The organism is Palleronia pontilimi (genome assembly GCF_016412875.1).
Lineage (GTDB): Bacteria > Pseudomonadota > Alphaproteobacteria > Rhodobacterales > Rhodobacteraceae > Palleronia > Palleronia pontilimi.
Window position 1 is genome coordinate 58,103 of the sequence record NZ_JAEKPD010000001.1, and the last position, 17,454, is coordinate 75,556.

Genomic DNA, 17,454 nt, shown 5'->3' on the forward strand with positions numbered 1-17,454 from the left:
GGGGATCCCTGAATGGTTGCGCGCGCCTATACCGTCGCTTTCGAAGGGATCGAGGCGCGCCTGGTCGAAGTGCAATGCGCCATCGCGCCGGGCCTGCCGAGCTTCGCCATCGTCGGCCTGCCGGACAAGGCCGTGTCGGAAGCCCGCGACCGGGTGCGCGCGGCGCTGGATTCGCTGGCGATCGCCCTGCCCACCAAGCGTGTGGTCATCAACCTGTCGCCCGCCGATCTGCCGAAGGAAGGCAGCCATTTCGACCTGCCCATCGCTCTGGCGGTGCTGGCGGCGCTGGACATCCTGCCACATGACGCCGTGGAAGGCGCTCTGGCGCTGGGCGAGCTGTCGCTGGACGGCAAGCTGATGCCTGTGATCGGCGCCCTGCCCGCCGCCATGGCGGCCGCCGACAGCGACCGGATGCTGGTCTGCCCGCAAGCCTGCGGCGCGGAAGCGGCCTGGGTCGACGCCGCTCAGGTCATCGCGCCGCCGGACCTGGCCGCGGTGATCCAGCATTTCACCGGCCAGAAACCGCTGAGCCCCGCGCAGGCGGGCGAGGTGACGGACGGCCCGCCGGCGCGTGACCTTTCCGAGGTGAAGGGCCAGGAGCGCGCCAAGCGCGCGCTGGAAATCGCGGCCGCCGGGCGGCACCACCTGATGATGGTGGGCACGCCCGGCTCGGGCAAATCCATGTTGGCCCAGCGCCTGCCCGGCATCCTGCCGCACCTGACCCCCGCCGAGGCGCTCGAGACGTCGATGATCCACTCGCTTGCAGGCCTGCTGGACGAGGGCGGGATCAGCCGCGTGCGCCCCTTCCAGGAGCCGCATCACACCGCATCGATGGCGGCCATCGTCGGCGGCGGCAAGGGGGCGAAACCGGGCCAGATCAGCCTGGCCCATAACGGCGTGCTCTTCATGGACGAGTTCCCCGAATTCGCGCGGCCGGTACTGGAAACCCTGCGCCAGCCGATCGAGACGGGCGACGTGGTGATCGCGCGCGCCAACGCCCATGTGCGCTATCCCTGCCGGTTCCTGCTGGTGGCCGCGGCCAACCCCTGCAAGTGCGGCTACCTGCCGGACCCGGCCCGCGCCTGCGCGCGGGTGCCCGATTGCGGGACGGACTACCTGGGGCGCATCTCCGGGCCGCTGATGGACCGCTTCGATCTGCGGGTCGAAGTGCCGCCGGTGGAGTTGGGTGACCTGGAGGGCCCATCCGACGGCGAAAGCACCGCCACCGTGGCGGCCCGGGTGGCCGCCGCGCGCGCGGTGCAGTCGGCGCGGTTCAAGGACCACGCGGACGTGCGGGTGAACGCGGATGCGTCGGGCGCGCTGCTGGACGAGATCGCGGTGCTGGACGCCGAAAGCCGCGCCCTGCTGAGCGGGGCCGCCGACCGGCTGGGTCTGAGCGCGCGGGGCTATCACCGGGTGTTGCGGGTGGCGCGGACCATCGCCGATCTGGCGGGCGCGCAGGATATCCGCAAGCCCCACCTGGCCGAGGCCCTGTCGTTCCGGCTGACCGCGCGGGTCTAGGGCGCGGGCGACAGCACCTTCGCAGCGATCAGCTCCGCGATCTCGGAGCGCGACAGACCCCAATCGGCCAGCGCGTCGGGCCGCGGAACGCTGCCGTCACCGGGGGTCAGGGACACGGCCCCGTCATCGGGGGCAAAGCGCGGCACGGATCGGGCCTGGGACACGCCGTCGATCGTGGCAAAGACGCCGCGCGCCCGGTTGGCGGGATGGTCCGCCGCCTCGGCCGCGTCCAGCACCGGCGTCACGCAGCCATCGCTGCCGTCGAACAGCGCGACCCAGTGATCGCGTGGCCGGGCCGCGAAAATCGTGGCAAGTCTCTGGGCGCAGTATGCGTCGTCCGAGACCCTGCCAGCCGTCATGCGCGGGTCGTCCAGAAGACCCAGCCGATCCAGCAGGACGCGGCGAAAGGCGGGCTCGATCGCGCCGACGACGATCCATTTGCCGTCGCCGCAAATGTAGGTGCGGTAGAAATGCCGCCCGCCATCCAGCGGGTTCGTGCCAGCCTGGCCGTGCAGCCCCATCGCTGCAAGGGCGTGCAAAAGCGTGGCAAGACTGGCCGATCCGTCGACGATATTGGCGTCCACCACCTGCCCCCGTCCGGTCGCGCGGGCTTGCAGCACGGCGCCGAGCAGACCGACCACGGCAAAAAGCGCGCCGCCCGCCATGTCGCCCACCAGCGGCGGCATTCCCACGGGCGGCGCGCCGTCGCGGCCGAAAAGCGACAGCGTGCCCGACAGGCCCAGGTAGTTCAGGTCGTGCCCGGCCATGGCCGCCATCGGGCCGTCCTGCCCCCATCCGGTGACCCGCACGAAGGCCAGCGTCGGATTGTCCGCGTGGCAATCGGCGGGGCCGAGACCCAGACGCTCCATCGTGCCGGGGCGGTAGCCTTCGATCAGCGCGTCGGCCTGTCCGACCAGGTGCCGCACCAGTTCCCGGCCGGGTCGGGATTTCAGATCGACCTCGACCATCGGGCGCGAGCGATAGAGGATCGACGCCGCGCGCATGGACGCGAAATCCAGGCCCTCGCCCAGGCTGGGGTAGCCGCCGGGCCGGTCGATGCGGATCACCTGCGCGCCCAGGTCGGACAGCACCATCGCGGCATAGGGCACCGGGCCGATGCCCGTCAGCTCGACGATCTTCACGCCGGTCAGGGGGCCTTGGCGGTGCGGCATCGTCGGAAAGTCCTCTGGCAAATCGCGGCTGCGGGCGTAGTGTCGGGCGAGCGAACGGAGGAATGCAAGATGCCGGGTCTGTGGTTCGAGGAGTTCGAGGAAGGCCACGTCTTCGAGCACGAATGGCGGCGCACGATCACCGAGGCCGACAACAAGTGGTTTTCGCTGCTGACCATGAACCCGCAGCCCCTGCATATCGACAACACCGCCGCGAGGGCCACCGAGTTCGGCCGCCCGCTGGTCAATTCGCTGTTCACGCTGGGCTGCATGGTCGGGATGAGCGTCAACGACACCACCCTGAACACCACCGTTGCCAACCTGGGCATGGAGGCGGTGAAGTTCCCGCACCCGCTGTACGAAGGCGACACGATCCACATCCGCACGACGGTGCTGGGCAAACGGGAAAGCGCGTCGCGGCCCGGCCAGGGGATCGTCACGCTGCGGCACGAGTGCTTCAACCAGGACGGCGCGCTGTGCGGCACCTGCGACCGCGCCGCGCTGATGAGGAAACGCCCCGAAGGAGACGCCGATGACCGCCCATGACAGCGCCTTTGCCGCGACCGCCGCCAGCCCCGTGTTCTTCGATGACGAACACCACATGCTGCGCGACCAGGTGCGCCGCTTCGTCGAGACGGAAGTGAAGCCCCATGCCGACCGGTGGGAAGCGGACGGCATGGTGCCGCGCGCGGTGCTGCGCAAAATGGGGGATCTGGGGTTCTTCGGCATCCGTTATCCCGAAGCCTTTGGCGGCTCGGGGCTGGACGAGCGGGCCACGGTCGTCTGGGCCGAGGAACTGGGCCGGTCGACCTATTCGGGGGTGGCGATCACCGCGCTGGTGCATACCGACATGGCGTCTGTGCATGTCTGGAACGCGGGCTCGGACGCGCAACGCGCGACGTGGATGCCCCGACTGATCTCGGGTCAGGCGATCAGCGCCGTGGCGGTGACCGAACCCGGGGCGGGGTCGGACGTGAAGGGCATCGCCACGCGCGCCCGGCGCGACGGCGATGGATGGGTGCTGGACGGCGCGAAGCTCTACATCACCAACGGTGTGCATGCCGATGTCTATTGCGTCGCCGCCAAGACCGATCCCGACGCGCGGCCCAGCCAGTCGATCACGATGTTCCTGGTCGAAAAGGGCACTCCGGGCTTCACGGTGGAAAAGGTGTTGGACAAGCACGGCTGGCGGTCCTCGGACACGGCCGAGCTGCGTTTCGACAAGGTCAGGCTCCCCGGATCGGCGGTGCTGGGCACCGAGGGGCGCGGCTTATACGAGATCATGAAAAACTTCCAGAACGAGCGGCTCGTGATCGGCGCCATGGCCATGGGCGAGGCGCAGGCGGCCCTGGAGCTGACACTGGACTGGGTGAAGACCCGCCGCGCGTTCGGCGCGCCGCTCTGGGACAAGCAGGCGATCCGGCAGCGCCTGGCGATGCTGGCCGCAAAGGTCGAGGCGTGCCGCCAGATGGTCTATGCCACCGCGCGCCGGGCCGCGCTGGGCGAGGACGTCGTGCGCGAGGTGTCGATGATCAAGGCGCTGGCGGGCGAGTTGGTCAACGAGGTTATGTACGATTGCGTCCAGTTCCACGGCGGCATGGGGTTCATGAGCGAGAGCACGATTGAGCGGATGGCCCGCGACGCGCGGGTGCAATCCATCGGCGGCGGTGCGACGGAAGTCATGCTGGAAGAAGTCGCGAAGCGGATGTGATGCGCCTGTCGACGGGCGTCGGGCCGGGATATTTATTGAGAACAAAGATGGGGAAGATGCGCCATGCGACATCGGTCGTGGCTGTTCGTTCCGGGAGATTCGGCGCGCAAGATGGCGCGGGCGGCGGAAAGCGGCGCCGATGCGCTGATCTACGACCTGGAGGATTCGGTGGCGCCGGGCGCGAAGGATGACGCGCGCGCCGTGACTTTCGAGGCGTTGCGCGCGGGGGCAAACGCCGCGCGCTGGGTGCGGGTGAACGCGCTGGGGACCGGCCGGGCCGAGGAAGACGTGGTCCGGACCATCGGCGCCGCTCCGGATGGCTACGTGTTGCCGAAATGCGAAGGGCGCGCGGATATCGACGCGCTGGCGGGGATCATCGCGGGCGCAGGCGGCCGCCAGCCGATCCTGGTGATCGCGACCGAGACGGTGCGCGCGGTGCGCTCGCTGGCGGTTTCGGACTGGGCGCACCCGGCGCTTTTCGGCATGGCCTGGGGCGCCGAGGACCTGGCGGCGGACTTGGGGGCGATGGCGAACCGGGGGGCCGATGGCGCCTATTTGCGGCCCTTTCTCGGGGCCCGCGACACGATGCTGTTTGCCGCGAAAGCCGCGGGTGCGTGGTCAATCGACGGGGTGTTCACCGATTTCAGCGACCCGGACGGTCTGCGGGCCGAGGCGGATGCCGCCGCCGAGATGGGGTTCGACGGCAAGCTGGCCATTCATCCCGCGCAGGTCGCGGCGATCAACGCGGCCTTCAGTCCCAGCGACGCGCAGCTTGCATGGGCCCAGCGCGTCATTGCGGCCATGGCGGAAGCGGGCGACGGAGTGGCACAACTTGATGGAAAAATGCTGGATCAGCCACATCTGAAGACGGCCCGGGCCATACTGGCACGCGCCGAGTGATATGGCAGGACCCGGGCGAAACAGAAAGGATGCGGACCATGAATGACCCCGTCGTCGATCCCGACGCCCTGGACCGGCTGGCCGAAGTGGCGGTCCGAACCGGTGTCAACCTGCAGGAAGGCCAGGACCTGGTGCTGACCGCCCCGGTCGAGGCGCTGCCGCTGGTGCGCCGCGTCGCGGCCGCAGCCTATCGCGCGGGGGCGGGCCTGGTCACGCCGATCCTGTCGGACCCCGACGTGGCGCTGGCGCGCTATGCCCATGCGGGCGATCACAGTTTCGACGTCGCGCCCGGATGGCTTTACGGCGGGATGGCGCAGGCTTTCGCGGGCGGGGCCGCGCGGATGGCGATCGTGGCCGAGGATCCGATGCTGCTGGCCGATGAGGATCCCGGGAAAGTCGCGCGGGCGGGCAAGGCCAATTCCATCGCCTACAAGCCTGCGCTCGAGCATATCTCGAACTTCCGCATCAACTGGTCGATCTGCGCCTATCCCGGGCAGGCCTGGGCCATGCGGATGTTTCCGGACCTGTCGCCCGACGCCGCGCAAGCGCGGCTGGCCGACGCGATCTTCGCCGCGTCCCGCGTGGACCAGGGCGACGCCGTGGCGCGCTGGGCCGAGCACAACGCCAGCCTGCGCGAACGGACCGCGTGGCTGAACGACCATCGCTTCGCGGCGCTGAAATACAGCGGGCCGGGCCTGGATCTGACCGTGGGCCTTGCGGACGGCCACGAATGGATGGGCGGCGCGTCGCAGGCCGGAAACGGCGTGATCTGCAACCCCAACATTCCCACCGAAGAGGTCTTCACCACGCCCCACGCCGCGAAGACCGAAGGCCGGGTGCGCGCCACCAAGCCGTTGTCGCACCAGGGCACGCTGATCGACGGGATCGAGGTGGAATTCCGCGAGGGCCGGATCGTCGAGGCGCGGGCGACCAAGGGGCAGGAGGTGCTGCGCAAGCTGATCGACACCGACGACGGGGCGCGGCGGCTGGGCGAGGTGGCGCTGGTGCCCCATGGCTCGCCGATCTCGCAATCGGGGCTGCTGTTCTACAACACGCTCTTCGACGAGAACGCGGCCAGTCATATCGCGCTGGGACAGTGCTATTCCAAGTGCTTCGTGGACGGCGACCGCCTGAGCGAAGCCGAGGTGACGGCACGGGGGGGCAATTCCAGTATGATCCACGTGGACTGGATGATCGGCGGGCCGGAGACGGATATCGACGGAGTGTCGCCGGATGGCAACGTGACGCCGGTGTTCCGCAAGGGGGAATGGGCCGTTTGAGGGATCGGAATTCTCGAGAATTCCGTGACGCTTTCCTCGAGGAAAGCGGGTCCGGCGGCGGCGGCATGCTCTGGACAACGCTGCGGCGCGCGCGTCAACTGGCGCCATGACCGACGCCCCCCTGCCGCAGCTCGAACGCCGGATTGCCGCCGCCCGTGGCGAGATCCCGGCGGATCTTGTCCTGCGCGGGGGGCGAACCCTCGACCTGGTGACCGGCGATCTGCTCGACGGCGACGTGGCGATCTGCGACGACACCATCGTGGGTATCTGCGCCAGCTACGACTGCGCGCGGGTGATCGACGTGGCGGGCTTGACCCTGGTGCCGGGCTTTATCGACACGCATCTGCACGTGGAAAGCAGCCTGGTCACGCCGCTGGAATTTGATCGCTGTGTGACGCCGCGCGGCGTGACCACGGCGATCTGCGACCCGCACGAAATTGCCAATGTCCTGGGCGCCGACGGCATCCGGTGGTTCCAGCGGGCCGCCCGGCTGACACTAATGGATTTGCGGGTGCAGCTGTCGTCCTGCGTACCCTCGACCCACATGGAGACCGCCGGGGCCGAGCTGTCCGCCGACGACCTGGTGGGGCTCATGGGCGATCCCAGCGGGATCGGGCTGGCCGAGGTGATGAACTATCCCGGCGTGATCCATCGCGACCCGGACGTGATGGCCAAGCTGCGGCTCTTCGCGGACGGGCACATGGACGGGCATTGCCCGCTTCTGACCGGGCGCGACCTGAACGCTTATATCGCCGCGGGTATCCGCACCGAGCACGAGGCGACGAGCGTGCCCGAAGCGCGCGAGAAGCTGCAGAAGGGACTGCGCGTGCTGATCCGCGAGGGCTCGGTCAGCAAGGACCTGGAGGCGCTGCAGCCGCTGCTGAGCGACATCACGGCGCCCTACATGTGCCTGTGTACCGACGACCGCAACCCGCTGGATATCGACCGCGAGGGGCATCTGGACCACATGATCCGGCGGCTGATCGCGCTGGGCACGCCGCCGCTGGCCGTCTACCGCGCGGCGTCGTTGTCGGGGGCGGAGGCGTTCGGGCTGAAGGATCGCGGCCAGGTCGCGCCGGGCAAGCGGGCCGACATCGTGGCGCTGGGGTCGCTGGCCGATTGCGACGCGCGGCTGGTGATCGCTGGGGGCCGCGTGGTGGACGACGCGGCCTTCGCGGCGCGCGGGGATCTGGCGCCCATCGGGCGACGATCGGTCCGGGCGCCCAAGCTGCTTTCGAGCAGCTTCGCGTCGCGCGCCAACCGGGCCGAGACGCCGGTGATCGGCATCCGCGAGGGCCAGATCCTGACCGACCACCTGACCGAAACGATCCCGATCGAGGACGGCGACAAGCGCCCCGACCCGGCGCGCGACCTGATCCGCATCGCGGTGATCGAACGGCACGGCAGGAACGGCAACATCGCCACCGGTTTCGTGCGCGGCTTCGGGTTGCAGCGCGGGGCCATCGCGTCAACCGTCTGCCACGACCACCACAATATCGCCTGCGTCGGCGTCGATTACGATGACATGGCGTTGGCGGCCAACCGGCTGGGCGAGATCGAGGGCGGCTTCGTTGTGGCGGAAGGGGGCAAGGTGCTCGCCGAGCTGCCGCTGCCCATCGCCGGGCTCATGTCGCCCGATCCGTTCGAGGACGTGCGCGACCGCCTGCTCGACCTGCACGCGGCGGCGAAGTCGCTGGGCGTCACGCTGGACGAGCCCTTCCTGCAACTCGCGTTCCTGGCCCTGCCGGTGATCCCGGCGCTGAAGATCACCGATCGCGGGCTTGTCGACGTGCTGAAATTCGAGATCATCCCATGAAACACGGCGGACAGCTGCTGGTGGACTGCCTGAAGGCGCAAGGCACGACGCGCGTCTTCTGCGTGCCGGGCGAGTCGTACCTGGCCGCGCTGGACGGGCTCTACGACAGCGGCATCCATACGGTCGTCACCCGCCACGAGGGTGGCGCCACGATGATGGCCGAAGCCCATGGCAAGCTGACCGGCGCGCCCGGCATCGCCTTCGTCACCCGCGGCCCCGGTGCCACCAACGGCGCGTCGGGCGTGCACGTGGCGATGCAGGACAGCACGCCCATGATCCTGTTCATCGGCCAGGTCGCGTCGGACCAGCGTGACCGCGAGGCGTTCCAGGAGGTCGATTACCGCGCCATGTTCGCGCCGCAGGCCAAGTGGGTGGCCGAGATCGACCGCACGGACCGCATCCCCGAATATGTCAGCCGCGCCTTCCACGTCGCGCAGTCGGGGCGCCCGGGTCCGGTGGTTCTGGCGCTGCCCGAAGACATGCTGTCGGCCCCCACCGACGCCGCGCCCGCGCCCGCCGCGACGCTGCCGCAGGGCGGTGCGCCCGCGGACCAGATCGCGCGGGTGATCGACGCCGTGGCGCAGGCCCGCGCGCCGTTCCTGATCGTGGGCGGCGGCGGCTGGACGGCGGACGCCGCGCGTGCGCTGGGCGACTTCGCGGACAAGGCGCAGGTGCCCGTCGGTGCGTCGTTCCGGTGCCAGGACTACCTGGACAACCGCCATCCGAACTACGCGGGCGACGTGGGGCTCGGGATCAACCCGGAGCTGGAGGCCCGCGTGAAGGATGCCGACTTGCTGGTGGCTTTAGGCACCCGGTTGGGCGAGATCACGTCGGGCGGCTACACCCGCGTGGTGCCGCCGACGCCCCGCCAGCGGCTGGTCCATATCTACCCCGACGCGTCCGAGATCGGCCGCGTCTATCGCCCCGAAATCGCCGTGACGGGACCCATCGCCGCGATCACCGCGCAGCTGGCCGCCGCCGCGCGGTCGCCGGACATCGACCGCGCGGACCAGGTCGCGGCGGCGCGCGCCAGCTATGATGCCTGGCAGCAACCGATCGAAACACCCGGCGACGTGAAGATGGAGCGCGTCATCGCCCACCTGAACGACGCGCTTCCCGACGACGCGATCCTGACCAACGGGGCAGGCAATTACGCGGGCTGGCTGCACCGCTACTATCGCTTCCGCGGCTGGCGCACGCAGCTGGCGCCCACCTCGGGCTCGATGGGATACGGCCTGCCCGCCGCCATCGCCGCCAAGCTGGAACTGCCCGGCCGCGACGTGATCTGCCTGGCGGGCGACGGGTGTTTCCAGATGGTCAGCCAGGAATTCGGCACTGCCTGCGAGCAAGGTGCGAACATCGTGGTGCTGGTGGTCAATAACGGCCATTACGGCACGATCCGCATGCACCAGCAGAAGCACTTTCCGCAGCGGCAATCGGGCACCGCCCTGAAGAACCCGGACTTCGCCGCCCTGGCGCGCGCCTATGGTGGGTTCGGCGCGACCGTCGCACGGGACGCGGATTTCGCGGATGCCTTTGCGGCCGCTCGCAACGCGGGGGTTCCCGCGATCCTGGACCTGAAGGTGTCGCCCAGGGCTCTATCGACGACCCTGACGCTGGATCAGCGGGTCGGCACCGAGTAAAGGATGAAGCCGCCCACGCGCGACACCTCGCGCGCGCCTGTCTCGGTGATGAATACGCCCAGGTCCTCGACCGTCGCGGGACAAGCCACAAGATCGGAGGCATCGTCCAGGAAGTCGACGGTATAGGCATTCTCGCCCACGCGCTGGCACGGGTCCGCATCCGAGCGATAGCCGCCCAGCAACGGCAGATCCACATGCGTGGGCGGTGCGGGCGCCTGATCGCAGGCGGCGACGGCCAGCGGGATCAGAAGAGCGTGGCGCATGGCTATTCCTTCACAGGCTGAGACGCACCGGGGCGGCTGACCGGATCCGGGGGACCGGCAGCCGCCCGGCCCTAGAGACCGGCGACGACGGCGCGCACGGCGCGGATGCGATCGGCATTCGGCGGATGGGTGCCCAGGAACTGGTTGCCGGGATCCGGCGCGCCTTCGAAGAACGCGACACCGCGGATCGCGTCGTAGCCCGCGCGCTCGGTGATGATCGCGCCCAGCCTGTCAGCCTCGATCTCGAAATCCTTCGAAAATCGCCGCGCGCCCACGAAGGCGCCCGCGTTCTGGGCGCGCTGGATCGCCGATTGGTCGCCGCCGCTCAGGGCGACCGCGGCACCCGCGATGATCGCGCCGGTGCTGGCGCTTGCCCGGCCCCGCGCGATGTGGCCTTCGATGTGGTGCGCGGCTTCGTGGCCCAGGACGAAGGCCAGCTCGTCCACGTTGGCGGCCTCGCGGATCAGTCCCACCGTGAAGCCCACCACGGGCTGATCGCCGGGTCCGAGGGTCTGGAACGCATTGGGGGGCTGGCCGGGCCGGTCATCGACGATCACGGCATAGTCGCAGCGCACGCCGCGGGTGCGCGCCCGGCATTCGCGGATCGCCACGGGCATGACGTCGTTGACCACCTGCGTGAAGGCCCGCGTGGACACGCTTGTCTGCGGGCGCGACACGCTGGGCGCCTGCGGGACGGGACTGGGTGCGGTGCCCGGCGCAGGGCGCACAACCGCGACATCGACGCAGGCGCCAAGGGCGAAGAGAAGGGCAAGGGCGAGGTATCTCATGAAACGGTCTCCGGTTGCGGTAAGACACCTAGAGGTGTGGCCTGCGACGACCAGTCACTTTTTCGTCCATCCCATGGGCCTAACTTGTCAAGCATGAGCAGCACACCCCTTGTCATCTATAACGGCCAATGCCCGATCTGCGCGCCCGAGGTGCGGTCGTACCAGCGCCAGGCGCGCGCGGCCGACGCAGACCTGGACTTCGCCGACCTGAACGACATGGACCTGTCGCGGTTCGATTTGACCGAGGATCAGGCGGCCAAGCGGCTTCACGTGGTGCGGGACGACACCCTGATCTCGGGCGTCGATGCCTTCCTGGTGATCTGGCGCGAATTGCCGAAGACACGCTGGCTGGCGCGGCTGATCGACCGCCCGGTGATCCGTCCCGTGGCCGGGTGGATCTACAACACCGTTCTGGCACCGATCCTGTTCGCCATGCACAAGCGGCGACAGTCCCGCTAGCACCGCGCGCCGCGATGGCCTAGCGTGGGGCCATGTTTACCATCGAGCACGATTTCGACGCCACCGTCATCACCCTGGTGGATGGCCCCGCAGAGCATCGCCAGGAAGACGTGGTGATCAATACCTTCGAGGATTGCGTCACGCTGGAGCAGGTCGATCCGCGCACCGACATCGTGCGCACGATCACGCTGTCCCTGACACAGGTGCGCGACCTTGCCGCCGCGCTGGATCTGCCCGAAGGAGCGTATCAAATCAACTCGGCGCCGCGATGAGCACCGGGTTCTTCTGGGACGAACGCTGCTTCTGGCATAGCGGCGGGAATTACGCGTTCCTCGCCCCGGTCGGCGGGCTGGTGCAGCCCCTGGCGGCGGGTGGCTTGCCGGAAAGCCCGGAAACCAAACGGCGCCTGAAGGCCCTGATGGACGTGACGGGCCTGTCGCGCGCTTTGGCCTGCCAAGGCGCCGCGCCCGCGTCATGGGCGGAACTGGCCCGCGTCCATCCCGAAGATTTCCTGCGCAAATTCAAGGCGCTTTCGGATGAGGGCGGCGGCGAGCTCGGCTTGCGCACCCCATTCGGGAAGGGCGGCTTCGAGACGGCGGCACTGTCGGCCGGTCTGGCGACAGGCGCGCTGCGGGCGGTGCTTCGGGGCGAGCTGGACAATGCCTATGCGCTGTCGCGCCCGCCCGGCCATCACTGCCTGCCGGACTGGCCCAACGGCTTCTGCCTGCTCAACAATATCGCCATCGCCGTCGAAGCGGTGCTGGCCGAAGGATTGGCGCGGCGGGTCGCGGTCATCGACTGGGACGTGCATCACGGTAACGGAACCGAAGCGATCTTCTATGACCGGGCCGACGTGCTGACGGTGTCGCTGCACCAGGACCGCAACTACCCGCTGGATACGGGCGGCGTCGCCGATCGCGGGCGGGGTGACGGGCTGGGCGTCAACGTGAACGTGCCGCTGCCGCCGGGCACCGGCGAGGTCGGCTACCTCTCGGCTTGGGACCGGATCGTGGAGCCGGTGGTGGACGCGTTTTCACCCGACGTGATCGTCGTGGCCTGCGGCTTCGATGCCTCGGGCGTCGATCCGCTCAGCCGGATGCTGCTGTCGGCGCAGAGCTTCGCCAAGCTGACGGACCGGGCGATGGCGCTGGCCGCGCGCCATTGCGGCGGTCGCCTGGTGCTGGTGCACGAGGGCGGGTATTCGGAACTGCACGTGCCCTTCTGCGGGCATGCGGCGATCGCGACGCTGGCGCGCAGCGGGATCGCGGCCGACGATCCGCTGGGCCCGCGCATCGCGGGCCAGCAGCCGGGGGCGGCGTTCGATCGCTTCGTGGAGGCGTGGATCGACGATCTGGTGGTCGCGCTGGAGATCTGAGGCCCGAGGGGGCTTCACGCCCCCACTGCGCGAATGCGCAGCCCCCCGTGGGATATTTCCTAAGAACAAAGATGGGCGGCCCGGATCAGCAGGCGCGGGCCGGATCCAGGCTGGCGCGGTTTCGGATCGGGCCGAGATCGCGCGTCGCGAAGTCCGTGCCGTCCCAGGTGACTGCAAGCGCGCGGGACCAGACCGCGTCCGCCACCACCATGGCGCCGCAGGCCGCGATGCCGCCCGAGATATAGTCGTCGCCGATGCGGTGATTGGTGACGCCTTCCAGCTGCGCCACCCGGACCAGCCGCGGGCCGTCCTGTCGCCAGATCATCAGGGTCTTTGCCAGATGCGGCCGGTCGACCGAGGCGATTTCGATGCGGCCGTCGCCGTCCAGGTCGGCGGCGCCGAGCGGGGCCAGCCAGCGATTGGCGCGGCCGATGAAACCGTTGGAGGCAACCAGGCCATCGGCGCCGTAAACCGAGAGCCGTGCGCCCAGGTTCACGTCGGTTTCGATGGTCAGGACCTCGTTCGCGCCGTCCCGATCCAGGTCGACCAGACGCGGTGCGAGGTCTTCGAAGACGCGGGTGGCAGGCAGCCGGATCGTCAGGCGGCGTCCGGCATCGGTGGTCAGCTGCAGCGCGCCCCATTCCACCGCATCGCCCAGCACGCCGTGGGCGTAGCGGGTCGTCGGCTCGGCATAGGTGGCGCGCGCTATGCCTTCGGATTGGGCGGCGGTGGCCGTCAGAAGGAAGACCAGCGCCGCGCGCAGCATCAGATCTGTTTTTCGGGCATCTGCACCACGAGCCCGTCCAGCGCGTCCGTCACCTTGATCTGGCAGGTCAGGCGCGAGCGCTTGGCATCGGGCTCGTAGGCGAAATCCAGCATGTCTTCTTCCATGTCCTCGCGCGGGGGCAGCTTTTCCACCCAATCCTCGGCCACGTAGACATGGCAGGTCGAACAGGCGCAGGCGCCGCCGCAATCGGCCTCGATGCCCGGAATGCCGTTGTCGCGGGCGCCTTCCATGACCGTCAGGCCGTTGGGCACATCCACCACGTGTTCGGTGCCGCCGTGTTCGATATAGGTGATCTTGGCCATGGAACGTCCTTGTGAAATCCGGGTTGCCCGAGACCTAATGCGCCCGCGCAAGGCTTTCCAGACGCGATTTGACGAAGCTTGGCAAGGCCGGGCAAATGTTCTATTTTCGTTCTCATGCCTGAATTCGCCCCCGCCTGCACCGACTGGTTACGCCCGCCCGCCTGTCTGCCCCATGGGCAGCTGGACCTGCCGCCCAACGGCGCCCGGATCTGCGTTGCGGGGCTGGTGCTGGTGCGCCAGCGACCCGGCACCGCGCATGGGGTGATCTTCATCACGCTGGAAGACGAGACGGGCACCTGCAACGTGATCGTGTGGAAGTCGCTCTACGAGACGTTTCGCCGCGCCATCATCTCGGGGCGGTGCCTGCGGGTGACGGGGCGGCTGCAGCGCGAGGGCGGCGTGACCCACGTCATCGCCGAACGGATCGAAGACATCAGCTGGATGCTGGACGACCTGCTGCGCATGGAAGCCACATGACCGGGGGATTTCGCCCGGACGGGCGCATGAGCCTTTGGAACGGCGACGCATTGCCCTAGGTTTCGCGGCAACAAACCCGTCAGAGGTTGTCCGTGAGCAGTTTGTTCAAGATCATCCCGGTCCTTGCCATGGGCCTTTACGTCGCGTCCTGCGGGGACAACCTGTCCCGCTTTGTCGAGCCGCAACTCGAGGCGACGCGCAACCAGCAGGTCGACCTGGACCGTCCCACCGCCTGTCACGGTCGCGACGACACGCCCGCCGTGATCGAGACCGTGACCGAGCAGGTGGCGGTGCCCGAAGAACGCGATGCCGAGGGCCGCGTGATCGCCGCTGCGCGCTACCAGACCGAAACACGGCAAAGGATCGTGTCGGACCGGCAGGAAATCTGGTTCGAGACGCCCTGCCGCGACGAGTGGACGCCCGAGTTCATCGGATCGGTGCAGCGCGCCCTGATCGCGCGCGGGCTGCTACAGGGACCGCCTTCGGGCGAGATCGACACCGCCACACGCGCCGCGATCCGCGCCTTCCAGTCCGACCTGGGGATCAACAGTGACGTGCTCAGCGTGGCGGCGGGCAAACGGCTGGGGCTGATCGTCTATGACCGGGCCGAGGCGCTGGCGCGGTAGACTACCCGACGCTTGGCGCAACGTGCGATCCGGAGCCTGACGCCGTCTTCCTCAGGACTCGTTTGGGAGCGATCCCTGCAGCCCTGCGTGTCACGGAGCGGGTCGAGATGGTTCTCTCAGGCCATCAACCGGCCCGGACGAATTCGCCACCCGATGGCAGATCGCCATTGTCGCCTTCAACGAGATTCGCGCGCCGCGCCTAGTTCCGCACGATCATCACCGACGCCTTCGAGTGGACCGCCATCTTGCCGCCGTTCGACGGCCAGACATAGTCGATCACGCCGGGCACGTGCGACGCCATGACCACCAGGTCGGCGCCGATATCGCCCACGGTCTTGAGAAGCGCGTCATCCACATCCGTGGTGGGGTCATGACTGACCACCGTGTGGGCCTCGGTGGTGATGTCGTGCGCGCGGGCCTGCTCGTCGGAAAACTTGGAAAGCTTCGCCGCGTATTCGTCGGGATTGCGGCCAAGTTTCGTCGGCACGTAGGACGTGACGCCGACGAAGTAAATCTTGGCACCGTAGAGCTTCGCCAGATCGGCCGCCGTGCCGAGCGCCTTCTGAAGCTGCTCGACATGGGCCAGATCGACGGGAAACATGATCTTGGAATACATGAAGGGTCTCCTTCGCCCGCGTGATTTTCCGGATCCTGCAGACCCATCGACGTGCCTGGCAGTAGACCGGGCATGGGGATGACGCGCCTTGACCTGCATCAAGCCCATGCGGGGTGCGGCCGGAGCGCGCGAACGGGCAAACGAAAAAAGGCGGCCCCGGCGGGCCGCCCTTGTCTCATTCCGCGATGTCGCTTCGGTCAGCTGACGGGCAGGGCCACGAAACGCGGATCGCCGTCGCGGCGGATCAGCAGAAGGATGGACTTGCGCCCGGCTTCCTTCGCTTCCTCGATGCGGGCTTCCAGGTCAGCCGCCGTGGCGATCTTTTCCTGGCCCGCTTCGGTGATGACGTCACCGGCGCGGATGCCTTTTTCGAAGGCTTCGCTGTCTTCGTTCACATCCGTGACCGCCAGGCCATCGATGCCCGCCGACAGGCCAAGCTGCTCGCGCATCTCGTCGTTCAGCGGCGAAACGGTGATCCCCAGAAGATCGCTTTCGGCGGTTTCGGGCACGTCGTTGCCACTGATCGATGCGGGCACGGCTTCGGCTTCCTCGCGGCGGCCCAGCTCGATGGACAGCTCGACCTCTTCGCCGTCACGATAGACCGTCACCGGCACCGTGGCGCCCACTTGGGCGTTGCCCACGCGGCGCACCAGTTCGCGGGTGTCGGCCACGTCGGAGCCGGCGAACGACACGATGACATCGCCCGCTTCCATGCCCGCGTCCTTGGCGGGTCCGTCCGGGACGTCCGTCACCAGCGCACCGACGGCGTCTTCCAGCCCGATGCTTTCGGCGATGTCGTCGGTGACATCCTGGATGCGCACGCCCAGCCAGCCGCGGCGCGTTTCGCCGAATTCCTTCAGCTGGTCGATGACCTTGGTCACCACGTTGGACGACATGGCGAAGCCGATGCCGATCGAGCCGCCGTTGGGCGACAGGATGGCGGTGTTCACGCCGACGACTTCGCCGTCCATGTTGAACAGCGGGCCGCCCGAGTTGCCGCGGTTGATGGCGGCGTCGGTCTGGATGTAGTCGTCATAGGTGCCCGACAGCGCGCGGTTGCGCGCCGACACGATCCCGGCCGAGACCGAGAAGCCCTGGCCCAGCGGGTTGCCCATGGCCATGACCCAGTCACCCACCTGCGCGCTGTCGCTGTCGCCGAACGGCACCGGCTTGAGCGGCGCGTCGCTGTCGACCTTCAGCAGGGCGATGTCGGTCTTGGGGTCCGTGCCGATAACTTCGGCGGGAAGCTCTTCACCGTTGAAGAACTCGATGTTGATCTCGTCCGCGCCTTCGATGACGTGGTTGTTCGTGACGATGAAGCCGTCCTCCGAGATCACGAAGCCCGAGCCCAGCGCCTGGCTGCGGCGTGAGCGTTGGCGCGGACCTTCCTCGCTGCCGGGTGCGCGGTCCATGAAGTCGCGGAAGAAATCCTCGAACGGCGATCCGTCGGGGATCTGGGGCGCCGGGCCGGACCGGGCGGCAACGGTGGTCGAGGTCGTGATGTTGACCACCGAGTCGCTGATCTGCTCGGCCAGCGGCGCGAATGTTTCAGGTGTTGCACGGGCCGCGGCCGCCTGGGTCAGGACCAGTGCCGCGCCCAGGAACAGGGCGGTCAGCCATTGGCGCGGGCTCGTCCGCGCGGGGCTGAGGGTAAGAGCTTGGGACGTCACGCGTCTCTCCTTCGAAGGCTACAGAATGTGGATGCGCGATCAGCGGACCAA

At 68.5% G+C, this 17,454-nt stretch carries 19 protein-coding genes; 12 read left to right on the top strand and 7 right to left on the bottom strand.

Annotated elements, in window-relative coordinates; genetic code table 11:
- The first annotated feature begins 12 nt into the window (after positions 1–12).
- Positions 13–1,521: a YifB family Mg chelatase-like AAA ATPase gene (locus tag ILP92_RS00305; protein WP_198914373.1), complete on the top strand. Its 1,509-nt coding sequence runs from the start codon at positions 13–15 to the stop codon at positions 1,519–1,521.
- On the opposite strand, the gene ILP92_RS00310 is transcribed toward ILP92_RS00305, so the two are convergent.
- Positions 1,518–2,693, bottom strand: a complete 1,176-nt coding sequence (locus tag ILP92_RS00310; protein WP_198914374.1) for a CaiB/BaiF CoA transferase family protein — start codon at positions 2,691–2,693, stop codon at positions 1,518–1,520. The two genes, ILP92_RS00305 and ILP92_RS00310, sit on opposite strands and share 4 nt — an antisense overlap.
- 69 nt (positions 2,694–2,762) lie before the next feature.
- Between ILP92_RS00310 and ILP92_RS00315 the strand changes: the two genes are divergently transcribed.
- The 6 genes from ILP92_RS00315 to ILP92_RS00340 all read left to right on the top strand — a co-directional run bounded on the left by ILP92_RS00315 (position 2,763) and on the right by ILP92_RS00340 (position 10,040).
- Positions 2,763–3,236, top strand: coding sequence for a MaoC family dehydratase (locus ILP92_RS00315; protein ID WP_198914375.1), 474 nt, complete (start codon positions 2,763–2,765; stop codon positions 3,234–3,236).
- A complete protein-coding gene (locus ILP92_RS00320; protein WP_198914376.1) occupies positions 3,223–4,401 on the top strand; it encodes an acyl-CoA dehydrogenase family protein in 1,179 nt (392 codons plus the stop codon). The genes ILP92_RS00315 and ILP92_RS00320 overlap by 14 nt, the downstream gene beginning before the upstream one ends.
- 63 nt (positions 4,402–4,464) lie before the next feature.
- Positions 4,465–5,301: an HpcH/HpaI aldolase/citrate lyase family protein gene (locus tag ILP92_RS00325; protein WP_198914377.1), complete on the top strand. Its 837-nt coding sequence runs from the start codon at positions 4,465–4,467 to the stop codon at positions 5,299–5,301.
- Positions 5,302–5,339: 38 nt separating this feature from the next.
- Positions 5,340–6,581 (top strand): aminopeptidase, encoded by a 1,242-nt coding sequence (locus ILP92_RS00330; RefSeq protein WP_198914378.1) that lies wholly within the window; start codon positions 5,340–5,342, stop codon positions 6,579–6,581.
- Positions 6,582–6,687: 106 nt separating this feature from the next.
- Positions 6,688–8,397: an adenine deaminase gene (gene ade, locus ILP92_RS00335; RefSeq protein ID WP_235970944.1), complete on the top strand. Its 1,710-nt coding sequence runs from the start codon at positions 6,688–6,690 to the stop codon at positions 8,395–8,397.
- Entirely contained in the window at positions 8,394–10,040 is a 1,647-nt protein-coding gene (locus tag ILP92_RS00340) for a thiamine pyrophosphate-binding protein (protein WP_198914379.1), read from the top strand. Before ade ends, ILP92_RS00340 begins: the two co-directional genes overlap by 4 nt.
- Here the strand turns inward: ILP92_RS00340 and ILP92_RS00345 are convergent.
- Together ILP92_RS00345 and ILP92_RS00350 are read right to left on the bottom strand one after the other, a co-directional pair.
- Positions 10,019–10,303 (bottom strand): hypothetical protein, encoded by a 285-nt coding sequence (locus ILP92_RS00345; protein WP_198914380.1) that lies wholly within the window; start codon positions 10,301–10,303, stop codon positions 10,019–10,021. The two genes, ILP92_RS00340 and ILP92_RS00345, sit on opposite strands and share 22 nt — an antisense overlap.
- A 71-nt stretch (positions 10,304–10,374) precedes the next feature.
- Positions 10,375–11,091 (bottom strand): M48 family metallopeptidase, encoded by a 717-nt coding sequence (locus tag ILP92_RS00350; protein WP_198914381.1) that lies wholly within the window; start codon positions 11,089–11,091, stop codon positions 10,375–10,377.
- A 93-nt stretch (positions 11,092–11,184) separates the two neighbouring features.
- On the opposite strand from ILP92_RS00350, the gene ILP92_RS00355 reads away from it, so the two are divergent.
- Genes ILP92_RS00355 through ILP92_RS00365 form a run of 3 tightly spaced genes read left to right on the top strand, consistent with a single transcriptional unit; the run spans position 11,185 to position 12,925 of the window.
- Positions 11,185–11,550, top strand: coding sequence for a thiol-disulfide oxidoreductase DCC family protein (locus tag ILP92_RS00355; RefSeq protein WP_198914382.1), 366 nt, complete (start codon positions 11,185–11,187; stop codon positions 11,548–11,550).
- 32 nt (positions 11,551–11,582) lie between these two features.
- Positions 11,583–11,822 (top strand): DUF8831 family protein, encoded by a 240-nt coding sequence (locus ILP92_RS00360; RefSeq protein ID WP_198914383.1) that lies wholly within the window; start codon positions 11,583–11,585, stop codon positions 11,820–11,822.
- Complete coding sequence (locus ILP92_RS00365) at positions 11,819–12,925, top strand: class II histone deacetylase (RefSeq protein WP_198914384.1); 1,107 nt, start codon at positions 11,819–11,821, stop codon at positions 12,923–12,925. The genes ILP92_RS00360 and ILP92_RS00365 overlap by 4 nt, the downstream gene beginning before the upstream one ends.
- Before the next feature lie 85 nt (positions 12,926–13,010).
- Here the strand turns inward: ILP92_RS00365 and ILP92_RS00370 are convergent, their stop codons facing one another.
- Both ILP92_RS00370 and ILP92_RS00375 read right to left on the bottom strand, forming a co-directional pair.
- Positions 13,011–13,691: a VCBS repeat-containing protein gene (locus ILP92_RS00370; protein WP_198914385.1), complete on the bottom strand. Its 681-nt coding sequence runs from the start codon at positions 13,689–13,691 to the stop codon at positions 13,011–13,013.
- Positions 13,691–14,014, bottom strand: a complete 324-nt coding sequence (locus ILP92_RS00375; RefSeq protein ID WP_198914386.1) for a 2Fe-2S iron-sulfur cluster-binding protein — start codon at positions 14,012–14,014, stop codon at positions 13,691–13,693. Before ILP92_RS00375 ends, ILP92_RS00370 begins: the two co-directional genes overlap by 1 nt.
- Positions 14,015–14,128: 114 nt before the next feature.
- Here ILP92_RS00375 and ILP92_RS00380 point away from each other — a divergent pair, with 114 nt between their 5' ends.
- A complete protein-coding gene (locus ILP92_RS00380; RefSeq protein WP_198914387.1) occupies positions 14,129–14,491 on the top strand; it encodes an OB-fold nucleic acid binding domain-containing protein in 363 nt (120 codons plus the stop codon).
- Between the two features lie 92 nt (positions 14,492–14,583).
- Positions 14,584–15,117, top strand: coding sequence for a peptidoglycan-binding domain-containing protein (locus tag ILP92_RS00385; protein WP_198914388.1), 534 nt, complete (start codon positions 14,584–14,586; stop codon positions 15,115–15,117).
- Between the two features lie 199 nt (positions 15,118–15,316).
- On the opposite strand, the gene ILP92_RS00390 is transcribed toward ILP92_RS00385, so the two are convergent.
- The gene (locus tag ILP92_RS00390; RefSeq protein ID WP_198914389.1) at positions 15,317–15,733 is read right to left on the bottom strand and encodes a universal stress protein; all 417 of its coding nucleotides are present in this window, start codon (positions 15,731–15,733) and stop codon (positions 15,317–15,319) included.
- Positions 15,734–15,930: 197 nt separating this feature from the next.
- Complete coding sequence (locus ILP92_RS00395; protein WP_198914390.1) at positions 15,931–17,403, bottom strand: DegQ family serine endoprotease; 1,473 nt, start codon at positions 17,401–17,403, stop codon at positions 15,931–15,933.
- Between the last annotated feature and the right edge of the window lie 51 nt (positions 17,404–17,454).